Source organism: Paracoccus sp. UBA889, from assembly GCA_002294185.1.
In the GTDB taxonomy this organism is placed as follows: Bacteria; Pseudomonadota; Alphaproteobacteria; order Rhodobacterales; family Rhodobacteraceae; genus Paracoccus.
This window is the reverse complement of record DBFD01000049.1, coordinates 73,651-86,213: the sequence shown is the minus strand read 5'-3', so window position 1 is coordinate 86,213 and position 12,563 is coordinate 73,651. Positions and strand designations below refer to the sequence as shown.

Annotated in this window: 4 protein-coding genes and 1 pseudogene; 4 read left to right on the top strand and 1 reads right to left on the bottom strand. The window is 67.7% G+C overall.

Translation table 11 applies throughout. The features are described from left to right. Window positions 1–211: pseudogene (locus tag B4L36_RS09720) on the top strand (hypothetical protein); the annotation flags it as partial. On the opposite strand, the gene B4L36_RS09715 reads toward B4L36_RS09720, so the two are convergent. Continuing rightward, entirely contained in the window at window positions 208–369 is a 162-nt protein-coding gene (locus tag B4L36_RS09715; protein WP_292956089.1) for a hypothetical protein, read from the bottom strand. The pseudogene B4L36_RS09720 and the gene B4L36_RS09715 overlap by 4 nt on opposite strands. 149 nt (window positions 370–518) lie before the next feature. Between B4L36_RS09715 and B4L36_RS09710 the strand changes: the two genes are divergently transcribed. From B4L36_RS09710 to B4L36_RS09700, 3 genes are all read left to right on the top strand, one after another. Further along, the gene (locus B4L36_RS09710) at window positions 519–1,184 is read left to right on the top strand and encodes a DUF1045 domain-containing protein (RefSeq protein WP_292956086.1); all 666 of its coding nucleotides are present in this window, start codon (window positions 519–521) and stop codon (window positions 1,182–1,184) included. Between the two features lie 434 nt (window positions 1,185–1,618). Further along, complete coding sequence (locus B4L36_RS09705) at window positions 1,619–8,875, top strand: hypothetical protein (protein ID WP_292956083.1); 7,257 nt, start codon at window positions 1,619–1,621, stop codon at window positions 8,873–8,875. Between the two features lies 1 nt (window position 8,876). Then, window positions 8,877–12,560, top strand: a complete 3,684-nt coding sequence (locus tag B4L36_RS09700) for a hypothetical protein (protein WP_292956080.1) — start codon at window positions 8,877–8,879, stop codon at window positions 12,558–12,560. Window positions 12,561–12,563: the final 3 nt, after the last annotated feature.

Genomic DNA, 12,563 nt, shown 5'->3' with positions numbered 1-12,563 from the left:
CAAGGCGGCGCTGGTTCATGTGGCCGAAGGAGTCTCGATGGTGGATTTCAGGCCGGTTGCGCTGTTCCGCGCCTGTTTTCCGGCGGATCCGTTGCCCGATCTGCCCGCGCGGCTGCGCGAAAGCCAGTCGATCACGGTGGCTCTGGCGGCCTGCGGGATGACCTGGTGGGCGGCGGAACGGGTGACCCTGTCGCCCAGTCACGACGGTTAGTCGGACGGACGCGCCTCGCGGCGTCGGCGCCGCGCCTGGCCGTGGATCAACCTGCCGATCATGCCGATCATCATCGGCGTCTCGACGACGAAGCTGACGCGATCAACCGCGCGCATGGCGCGGAAATCGCGGATCATGTTCTCGGCCTCGATGCGCATTGCTGCCCCTGCCTTGTCCGGAAGATTCCTTGCGCGCGTCCCGTGACGATCCCTTGACGCCTTGGGGACGGTTCCGTGAAGGTTCCGTCGGATGGGTGAATCGACAGCCGTGACATGCGTCCGCCTTGCAAAGCGGTTAGCGAGGGATCATGAGACTTGCGATTTACTGGGCGCCGCCGCCGGGGCAGTTGGACGATCTGGCCGGCCGGTGGCTGTCGGGCGAGGATATCGGGACGACAGGCCTGCCGCGCCCCCAACGCGATCTGGTCGCCGCGCCCGCCCGCTATGGCTTTCACGGCACCATCAAGGCGCCGTTCCGGCTGGCCGAGGGTTGCAGCATCGCCACGATCGAAAGCCGGATGGAGCGGCTTTGCGCCAGCCTCGCGCCGGTCGCGCTGCCCGCGATGCAGTTGGCTTGCGATGCCGGTTTCGTCGCCCTGCGCCCGGTCGCGCCCTCCGAGGCGCTGGCACGGCTGGCCCTTGCCGTGGTGCGGCATCTGGACGACCTTCGTGCGCCCTTGACCGCGACCGAAATTGCCCGGCGCCGCCCCGAAAGCCTGTCTCCGCGACAGCGCGGCAATCTCGATCGCTGGGGCTATCCCCATGTGGCCGAGGATTTCCGCTTTCACCTGACCCTGACCGGTCCCGTTGACGGGGCCGAGGGCCGCGCCATCGTGGCCGCGCTGGCCCCGATCCTCCAGCCGGCCCTGCCCCGCCCCTTTCCGATCGACCGACTTTGCCTGTTTCAGCAGCCCGAGGGCGGCCGCTTTCGCCAGATCGGGGTCTGGTCACTGACCGGAACAGCGAAGGGCTGAGTCGCGCGATCCGGATCACGCCGGCTGCCACGAAGTATCGGGCAGCCGGCCGCGATGCCCGGATCCCAACCCGAAAGGAATGCTTTGTGCCTGCAAAGTTTTTTTGGCCCGGCGCCGGACCGTTTTCCAAAGCAGAATGTCATGCGCCTGCGCCCGATATCATCGACCCGAACCGGCCCGTCCGCAGCCTGCCACCAGCGACTTTGATCCCGGGGTCCGTTTTTTACGATTGAACTTCAATGATATGATAAACCTATATCAAATATTCCTCCAGAACACTCCTGCAATAAAAACGTTTAGGTTATTTAAGCACAAGCAAAATAATTTGACTGAAATATTTTGTCGTATTAATATTGATTTATCGGGTGACCAATCCGCGTTTTTCGTTCTTCGTGGTGCCCTCCGGGGCATGTCTTTCAGCACGGCAGCTTTCGATGCAGTTCGACCTGGCTCTTGCCGACCTCATCCGCCCCTATCTTCTGAAGGGTGAATCGACGGCGTGGCACGCCGCCCTGTCGGTGATCTATGTGGAAAGCTACGAGGCGGCGGCCAGCGATGATGGCACGGTAATCCGCGGGATTGCGCGGTTTTCCGGCAATGTCGACCCGCCCAGCTACGATCCCGTGACCGGAACCTTGCGGGCCGGTGCGGCGAATACCGAAGGCCATCCCCGCAGCCAGCCCGACCGTCGCGAGCCCTGGCTTGACATCACCGATGCGCGGGTCGAGTTCGCGCTGACCGTTCCGCGCGCCGCAGGGCAGATCGTGGCGGCGGGCGTCGCCTCGGTTCCCGGTGGCGCCACCGCCTTTCAGCCGGTGCGCAACCTGCTTTCGGCCCTGGATGCGATTCCGACCGATGCGCCGCCCTCGGATTATCCCGGAACCGGCTTCACGCTGGACATGGTCCTGTCGGGAATCGAGATCCGTCCGCCTTTCCTGAAACCGGCGAAGATGGAGGCCAACGGGCTTCTGGTTCCCGACGATTCGCGCCCCGATGTCGTCTTTCATCTGCCAAGGGTGAAGCTGCGCCTGTCGCAGGGTTCGGGCAACAACGCGGTTCTGGACGTGGCGCTGGTGTCGCTGGGTGTGGCGGGGCTGGACGATCCCGGCGACCTGGCGGCGGTCGAGATGATCCGGATGCAGCCCGCCTATGCCTTCATCGGCAGCGGCCGCGTTGTGGGCTTCGCCTTCCGATCGGCCTTTCTGGATCTGGCCGACGGCTATACCCCGCCCGAGGTTCTGGACCAGTTCGGCTTTGACGAAAGCTGGACCGGGCTCTTCCTGCCCGAGGTGCGGATCTTCTTTGCGCCCAACGGGGCCGAGGATTTCGCCGTCAATGCCGGGGTCGAAAACCTGCTGATCGGTCTGGGCCAATCCTCGGGCATCACCGGCGATTTCGATGTGGCGGTGATCAATCAGGGGTCGGGAGATCTGGCCCTGTCGGCCCGGTTCTTCGACCCCGAGGGCCGCGCCATCGGCATCACCCGTCTGACCGACACCACCGCCGAGGCCCGCCTGCCCGCAACGACCCGCATGGTCGTCGATGTCACCGGAGGGCGTGCGCCCTTTACCGTCAACGCGAATTTCGACGGTGCCGATCACGCCGGAATGCTGCATTCGATGACGGCGACCGCGGCCGCCAAGACGGTCACGATCACGGCGCGCGACACCTCGTCCCCGGTCAAGCAGAAGGTGTTGTCCATCCGCGTCATGCTGCGGCAGGCGATCTCGGTCGAGCCTGCGCCCGGCGCGCTGCCCGATCTGGCCGCCAGTCTGCGCACCACCTCGATCACGCTCGACGGGCAACCGCAGGACGCGCCGCCGCTGCGCCTGGTGTCGGACGGCGGCAGCGGGGTGGTGATCGGCGTCGATGGCGTGGCGCCGAACGCCGCGACCCAGTGGCAGATCGACGGCGCGCCCGCCGGTGCCTCGTCCACGCTGAGCCTGGCTCTGGCGGGGGGCGAGACTAAGACGGTGCGCGCCGCCCTGCCCGGCCAGACGATCACCTCGATCGACGGCTATTTCCGCTTTGATCACCCGCCGGTCGATGACGTGGTGACATTCTCGATCAATCCGCTGAACACCTCGGCCGATCAGGCGACCGATCCGGCCGCGACCGCGCCCTGGAAGCCGCCGGCACGGCAGTTCCTGGCCCAGTGGCGGCAGGTTCTGGCGCGGATCACCCCGAAGACCGTCACCATCGAGGGCACGGCAAGCTACGAGAACGACGATCAGAAGGCGAAGTACAATTACCTGCTGTCGCAGCGCCGCGCGCAGGGTCTGGATGCGCTGATCCGCAACGATCCGGCGCTGTCGGGCTTTACCGTCAATTTCCTGCCCGTGCCCGTCGCCGCCAGCGCCCAGCCGGCAGGCGCCTGGACCACGGGCTGGAAAACCCATGGCAGCCCGCGCGAGCAATGGTGGAAGGCCAATATCCGCGATTTCTCCGTGACCCTGCCCGGTCCGGTGATCGAGGGCGAGGCGAGACGCCCCGCCGCGCCCGAGCCGCCCCCCGCGGTGCCGCCGGCGCGCGATGTGCCGCCCGACAATCCGCCGCCACCGCCATGGTTCCGCCAGGCACGGCTGAAGATCCGTATCGTGCAGGATCAGTTCGTCGCCGTCGAATTGTCCGGCCAGGTCGATTTCGAAACCGCGCTGGAATCGCAGATGGACACCTCGGGCGGCAACACCATCCCCGACATTCGCGGGCTGGGCAACAATCCCGCCGACGGGATCACCGATTTCCTGTTTCTCTACCAGACCGATCCGGCCAGCCAGACCGACGAGATCAAGCTGTATATCGGGGCCGATCCCAACGACCGCGACGGGCTGGTGATGACCGGTCAGTTGCAGGGTCAGGCGCTTGAGGCCCCCAATACCGCGCGCAACATCCTTGGCATGACGACGATCTTCACGCCGCTTCTGGCCGAAATCGCGCCCGCCAATCCCGCCGATGGCGGCGTCGCGCCCATCATCCTGTCGGCCGCCGTGATCGCCCTGCCCTCGGCGCTGGCCGAGATCCGCATCGACGGGACGCCGCTTCTGAATGTCGAACGTGTCGTGCTGTTCGGCGGCGAGGGCAAGTTCCGCCGCGTCGGCGACCGGTGGGAAACCGTGATCCTGTTCGACGTGGAAACGGCGATTTCGGCCCGGATCAAGCTGGGCGGTTTCCTGCTGCTGGAAATCCCGCGCGATACGCCGCTGGCGGTGCGCTACAAGGCCATCGGGCTGAAATTCGGCCAGCCTCCGGGATCGACCGCCGGCTGGGAATTGCGGCCGGTCTTCGATCAGTCCAAGGGCTATACCATCGACGTCTCGGGGCCGGGCCAGATTCGCCTGCCCGATCCGCTGGGCAAGATCCTGCAGGTGCTGGGCGCGCGCATCGCCCGGACCAACCCGCTGAACTTCGAGATCGACCTGGGCTTTGCCGTCGATCTGGGCGTGATCACCGTCGAACGCGCCCGCGTCCGCCTGCCGCTGGACCCGCTGGGACCGCCCGAACTGACAGCCTTCGCCGCCGGGCTCAAGGTTCCCGGCGTCCTGGAAGGCCGCGGCTATATGGAGATGAACAATTCCGGCGGCGCGATGGAGATCAAGGGCGGCATCGACGTCTCGCTGATCCCGATCAAGCTGCGCATCGCAGCACAGGTCGCGGTGGCCCAGATCCCCGCGGCCCAGGGCGGCCCCGCCACCGGCGTCGCCATCGCGCTGGAGGTGGAGTTGCCCGTCGCGATCCCGCTGGCGCAATCGGGCTTCGGCATCTACGGATTCCTCGGCCTTTTCGCGATGCATTACGGGCGGGACGAGGACGGCATCACCTCGCTGACGCCGGCGCTGACATGGCTGAAGGACCGGGCGCAGGGCGATCCCACGAACCTTCAGGCCTGGAAGCCGCAGGTCGGCCGCTGGGCCTTTGGCGCCGGGATCACGCTGGGCACGATGGGCTCGCCGGTGATCTTCAACGTCAAGGGCATGTTCCTGCTGGAACTGCCCGGACCGCGCATCATGCTGATGGTCAAGGCCAAGCTTCTGGCGGTGCTGCCGGAATTGAAGGACAAGAACGCCGAAGGCACCTTCATGTGCGTGATCGACCTGGATTTCGGGCGGGGCACGCTGACCATCGGGCTGTCCATCGACTTCTCGATCAAGCCCATCGTCGAGATCAAGATCCCCATCGAGGCCTTCTTCAACCTCAAGTCCGGCGGCGACTGGCACGTCTATCTGGGCACATTCGCCGGCAGCGATCTGCAGGGCCGTCCGATGCCCGGACCGATCCGGATCCGGATCTTCGAGGTCTTCGACGGCGCCGGCTACATGATGGTGTCGGGGCACGGCATCCCGTCCTACAAACCCACCTGGTCGAATTTGCCCGCCTTGCCGCAGGTGCAGGGAACCGCCCTGGCAACCGGGCTGGAAGTCTCGATCGTCTGGGGCAACACCTCGATCAACCTCTATCTGCGGGTGACCGCAGGCTTTAACGCGGTGCTGGGATTCGAGCCGTTCTATGTCGGCGGCCTGCTGTATCTGCGCGGCGAATTGAAGCTGTTCATCATCTCGCTGTCGGCCTCGGCCGGTCTGGCCGTGCAGATCGGCCAGCGCATCGACGTGATCGGCGGCGTCGAGGTCAAGACCGAGATCGCGCGCATCGACGGCGAGGTCTGCGGCGAGCTGGACCTGTTCTTCTTCACCCTCAAGGGCTGCGTCAATTTCCATCTGGGCGAGCAGAACCAGATCCTGCCGCCGGCGCCCAGACTGGTCACGGCGGCCTCTCTGGTGGGCCGTTCGCCGGCGCTGGCCATGGGCACCGGCACGGATCGCAAGATCGACGCCAAGATCGGTGATGCGGTGGCGGCGACCGCCCAGCCCGCGGCCGATGCGATGCCGGTGGTGCCGATCGATTCCATTCCGGTCATGGTCATGTCGGCGACGCCTCGCGACGACGCGCTGACGATCTTCGGGGAAGATGTTCTGGGCTCGCCCGGCGCGCCTGCCGACGGCTTTGTCAAGCGCGGCGATTTTTCCTATCGCTACGATCTGAAGACGGTGACGCTGGAAACCGCCGATGGCGGCCCGGCCATCGGCGGCGGGTCGGCGCCTTCGGTCTGGTGGACCCAGAACGCGCCCGCCGACGCCAATCTGGCGGCGCAGCTGGCGCTGCTGAACTGGACGCCGAACCCCGCGCCCAAGGCGCTGGAGCGCACCGAATTCCAGGAACAGTCCATCCTCGAACGCTGGGGCACGATCTGCAACGACGCCGCGCCGGCCGCGCCCGTGCTGTGGACCTTCAACGATGAACCGCTTGGACCTTCGGAAAGCGGGTGGCGGCTGAAGGGCGTGGCCTGGCCCGACCCGGGCGGGACCGAGCGGTCCGAGCCCGCCGACGACATTCTCGAGGTTCGCGAGACCTGGCGCACCGGCGATCGCGATCTGGACCGCGCGCGCGGCATCGTCCCTGCCATCGTGCAGGGCGGCAAGGTCCGCTGCCTGCCCCGGCAGGACGGAAATACCGGCGCCGGCGGCAATCGCCGCCTTGCCGATGCGATGCTGACCGGACCGCTGGCGGACCTGATCCGCGCCGGCCGCGACCGCATCCTCGTGCCGCCGCTGGCCGAAACCGCAAGCCGGGCTACCAGCCTCGGCACGGGCGCGGCGCCGGGCCGCTTCCCGGACCGGCTCGCGGCCGAGACCGCCCGACTGAACGCGGCGACCGAGGGCAGCACCGGCAAGCGCCGCAACGACCGGCTGGACGTGCCGCGGCTGACCCTGTCCCAGGTGGTCCAGAACCTTGCCCAGGGCAGCGCGGTCCATCGCGCCTCGCTGGCCGCCAGCCTGACGGATAACGGGGATGGCGGATCCAATCCAGACGGGCCGAATTGCGACGGTCGGGTGCTGGCTTCGCCGCTGTGGGATACCGGTCAGCCGGTCGTCTTCGGCGATCGCAGCAAATCCGAAAGCATCGCCGCCGAACTGGATCTGATCGGCCACAAGCACGGTCCCCTGTCGGACGTGATCGACCTGGCCACAGGCGAGATCGCCGAGGGCGTGATCCTGATGTGGGCCAATGAACGGCTGCTGAACAAGGAATCCGGGCGCGGTCGCAATCTGACGATCCATTACCTTGACGACGACGGCGCCGTTCTGGACGAACGTCCCGTGCTCCTGTCCGACATGCTGATGCCCGGCACCTTGCTGCCACCGCGCTGGATCGACATGGCCGGCCCGTGGATCGAGGATGTCTTCCACGCCGTTCTCTATGCCAACACGATCCTGGGGCGGGTGCCGGTTCTGGTGACGCTGAAGCCGCCCGCCGGAACGCAGGCGGTCCGCATCGGCGTTCTTTATTCCGACCTCAAGACCGCGACGGCGATGGAACAGCTTGGCCGGCCCTATTACATCGCCGGGATCGAGTTGACCCGCATGTCCGAACTCAGCCGCAGCGACTGGGACGAAACCCAGATCACCCGCAACCGCGGCGTTGTCGAAAGCTTCCTCGGACCGGATTCGGCCAGTGTCGCGCTGATGCTGCCGGGCAAGACCTACAAGGTGACGACCGTCACCGGCGTGCAGGTCCGCAATTCGGAAGGGCAGGTGCAGACCGAGACGGACCAGACCGAAACCTTCTGGTTCCGCACCGATGCAAGCGCGCCGGCGCGGCTGGATCCGTGGATGCTGTGCACCCTGCCCGACGAAAAGGAACAGCATGTCTTCGGCCACGAGGCGATCAAGCTGGTCTTCAATACCAACGATGTGGATCAGCTTTATGCCGCCTATGGCAAGGAATTGCGGGCACGCCTGAAGGCGGCATCGTTCCGCCAGGTTGACGAGCCGGGCGTGCAGCACCCCCTGCCCATCGGCGACGCCACGCTGGAGCCTGTCTCGGCCACTCATCTGTCGCCCTTCGAGGCAGTGCTGACCGAACTTCTGAAAGAGGCCGGACCCTGTATCGCCGTCGATGAGACGCGCGCCCGCCATTCCATGCTGGAGATCCCGATCCCGATGGACCCCCATACCGATTACGTCCTCGATATCGAGGCCGTCGATATCGGCGCCGCGCCGAACACCACCGGCCAGCGCGTGCTGCGCAAGCCCTTCTCGACCGGTGCTTTTGCCTCGACCGAGGACTTCGCGCTGCAATTCGCCGCCACCCGCACCGAACATCGCGCCGTGGCGCCGGGCGCGATGCAGGCGATCGGCGTGCAATTCGCCGCCCGTCAGCCCGAGGGTCCGGAACTCGACAGCGCCATGATCGCCGCCGGGCTGGAACCGATGCCGGTGCCGGATCGCCCGCGCATCGTGATCTTCTGGGAACAGGCCGGCCCCGCCGCTCAGCCCGCCCCTGCCGCCGTGCTGATCGACGCATCCGAACCCCTGCGCCGCACAAGGATGCTGCCACGAGAGATCGCGAGCGATGACGAAACACCGGTCACGCGGCTGGAACTTGTCGCGCAGGAATGGCTGAACGTGGCCGAGGGGCCGGGCAGCGACGCGATCATCGACCGGCTGATCCACGCTCCCGGCGCGCAACGTCTGCTGATGACCCTGAAACCCGGCTCGCGCGGCAAGATCCTGCAGGCCGATCTGGTCCGCCGCGCCTTCCCGCTGCCCTATCTGGACGGCGCCGGGGCCAGCGATGCGCGCTATCCCATCCTGGCCGAGACGCTGGCCCGCGCGCCATGGGAGGAAGAGGACTGACATGGCACCGCCGCGCATCTTCGATCCGACCGCATTCAAGGCGCAGGGCGCGCTGATCACCACGCGCGCTCTGTTCAAGGGCTTTCCGCGCCCGCCCACCGATCTCAGCGACGCGCCGCGCCTGGTCTTCCTGCGCTGGCAGGTCAATCCGCGTATCGGGATGCCGGTCGAACCGTTCAAGGTCTGGCGCCGCCAGGCCTTCCCGGTCGAGGAAACCGCGATCGAACCCGAACGCCTGACCCTGCCGCCGCTGGGACAGATCCATGTCATGCCCGAGCCGATGGTGTCGCTGTCGCTGGACCTGCGCGCCGGATCTTCGGGCGCGGCGGGCAATGTGGTCTTTTTCGCCGACGGCATCGGGTTCGAGAACATCCTCGCGATCCTGCCCTATAATCTGGGCGCGAACGGCGCGACCGTGATGCGCTTTCAGGCGGCCTACGTCACCGCGGTCCTGATCCTGGGCACTGGCAGCGTGCAGGGTTTCGCGGGCCTGCCGCAATCGGCGGCCGACAAGATCGGGGGATGGGAGTTGGTCGAAACGGTCGGGCTGCCGGTCGATGAAGGCGGCTGGTCCGATCTCGCCGACCAGAACCACGGCGTCAAGCAGGGCCTGGTGGGCGCCGAGGTGCCGGCGCCTGACGCCGCAGCCCAGCGATATGCGCGCGGCATCAACCCCTTCGGCTGGCACCAGACCTTTCCCACGGGCGAGATCGCGCCCGCCTGGACGCTGCCGTCGCCCAAGGATCTGATCGCGGATGCCGACACCCAGCTTTTGCCCATGCTGCACGAGGCGATGCGGCTGCCCCCCGCCGACCAGGCCGGGTTCACCCGCGATTTCCAGATCAACCCGCCCGAAAATCCCTCGGGCCAGCAGATGAGCGGCGATCCCGGCCGCGCCACCATCGCGCCGCTGACATTGCTGCAGATGACGGTTTCGACCGATCCGTTGCAGGCCGTCACGCTGGGGTTCGGAACCGGCTATCTTTACGAGGACATTCCCGGCATCACGCTGGGCGCGATGTCGTTCTTTGATGACAGGGGCGTCAGCGACTGGGATTTCATGGTCACCGGCCTGTGGCGCGGCGAGGGGATGCGGGCCGGGCGCGAGGTCGAATTCGCGGCCCTGATCCCGCGACCGCGCCTGGTCCTTCCGCCACCCGCCCCCGCCGATCTGGCCCTGGATTTCCTGGGCCACCACCAGCCCGCCGCGCCAGACGGACCCTGGAGCGCGGCGACGCGGCTGTCCTGGGAACGGCTGCCGCTGGACAATCTGTCGCGCGTGGCCAGCTTTGCCGCCGGCCGGGCCGATCTGGCGCAGCCCGGACAGCCCGCCCATCCGCTGATGGAACGCCGGGCGACCGCGCCCGGCCATCTGCCGATCGGCGATGCCCGCAATCCGCAGGATCCCGAACCCACGCGGCAAAGCGCCAGCGACAGCTTCTATCCGATCCCCAACGATCCGGGCAGTGTCAGCGCGCGCTATGGCATCGCCACCCAGAACATCTTCGGTATCTGGTCGCCCTGGGTCGTCACCGCATTCGATTCCAGCCAGCCCGATCCGGATGCCGTCCAGATCGTCGATGCCAATCTGGTCCCCACCGATCCCGGTCCGCCGGCCACCGTCTGCCCGGGCGAATTGCGGGTCGAGATCGTGCTGGACTGGCGCGCGCGGCGCCCGGCCTCGGTCGCGTTCCGCGGTCGGCTTTTCGCCTCGGCCACGCGGCACGACGATCCGCCCGCCGGAATGCCCGGCGCGGTCCAGACCGATCTGGCCGGGGCGACCAGGATTGTGACGATCAGCTTCGCAGGCGACGTGCCCAGTGTCGCGGGCGGCAGCATCCTGGCGCTGAACTCGCAGGGCGACGCCACCGTCGCGCCGGGCCCCGCGCAGGGCAGCAGCCGGCGCTATCGCCTGATCGTGCCGGGCTTCTCGCTGGATTACGCGGCCACGCCCCATATCGGGCTGGCGCTGTCGGCGCGATTGCAGGAACGGCTGGCGCCCATGCGAACCGGCGCCTGGTCGCCGCCCAAACTGGCCTATGCTTCGGATCCGCGTGCACGATTGACCAACATCATGCCGATCGTTCCGCTGACCAGCCTGCCCGATGCGGGGGGCCAGGGGCACGCGCGGCTGTCCTGGGCCGCCCTGCCCGGCGCCGCCGGTTACGTCGTCTATACCTCGAACGAATTCACCCTGCTGGATCGGACCGGGCAACCGCGCGCCGCCCCCGACGCCACTCTGTCCCAGCGGCTGGTGGCGATGCAGGCCGCCTTCGATGCCGATCCCGACCGCAACGCCTTCACCCGTGTCAACGACACGCTTCTGACCGCGACCAGTCTGGACGTCGCGATCCCGCGCGGCTCGCAGGCGATCCATGCCTGGATCGTGCTGCCCGTCAGCGCCGGCGGCACCGAGGCGCCCTGGCCCATGACCTCCAGCGCGATGATCGTCTATGCCGCGCCCAAGGTGGCCGAACCCGCGCCGCCCCGGATCGAGGTGCGCCGGATCGAACAGGGCGCGGGCTTTGCCGCCCGCATCCGGGTCGAGACGCGGGCCGATGCGGGCGCGCGGCCACGGCATCTGAAACTGTATCGCACCCGCGTCGCCGACGCCGCCCGCGCGCTGGACAGCATGGGATTGCCGGTGGCCGAGATCTCGGCCTCGGGCGGGGGCTGGTCCACGACGCCGCCCGCGCCCGCCGCCGATGGCTGGATCGACGTGGCGACGGGGACGGACGCGCCGGGCGGATCGTGGAAACATGTCTGGTATCGCGCCGTGGCCCTGGCCGACGGCCTGCCGCAAAGGGGCGTGCTGGGCGGCCGGTCGCTGGCCTCGCCCGCGGTGCCGGTGGTGATCCCGCCCGCCGGACCGCCGCCGCTTTCGGCGCTTGCGCTGAGCTGGCCGGGCGGCGGTCCGGGCGATGTGCTGGCGAGCTTCGCAACCGATGCGCCCGTGGCCGAGACGCCGCTGGGCGCCCATATCCTCGAGGTCGAGGCGCTGGAACAGGGCCTTCCCGCACCGGTCATCCGCCGGCGGATCGCCCTTGCCGAAATCGCCGCTGCCGCGCCCGCCGCGCCGGATTCCGGCCTGTGGCGCAGCGCGCCGGGGCAATATTCGCTGCTTTTGCGGCGCGCCGACGTGACCCATTCGGCCAGCCTGACGATCCGCCTGATCGACCCGCTGGGCCGGGCAAGCGAACGCGTCGCCGCGATCGGGCCCGGCGTGCTTCTGCCGCCGCCACAGATGTCCGAGATCGACAGTTTCTCGATCGCCGGGCGCGGCAAGGTCTTTACCTTCACCCTCGCGAATACACGCGACGACATGATCAACGGCCAGCCCTGGCGCCTGCGGATCGAGCTGGCACCGGCAACGATCGTCCCGCCGACCCGCTTTCCGCGTCGGGGCGTGCCCGGAGGCCTGCCGGGCCGGGGAATTCCCCTGCCCGGCGGCGGCCTGACCATCCGCGGACGGACACAGTTCACGCTGTCGGACGGCAAATGGATCTATGACGCGGCGCTTGCCTCGATCCCGGTCACGGCGCCGGACGAAACCTTCGCCGCCGCGCGCCAGCGGGTGGGCGACAGCCTGCGGATCTCGATCATGGCGAAATCGGCCCTGCGGGCGGTTTCAGCCACGATCACCGGCCCGGACGGGGCCAGCGACAGCAAGAGGGTCAGGGGATGATGA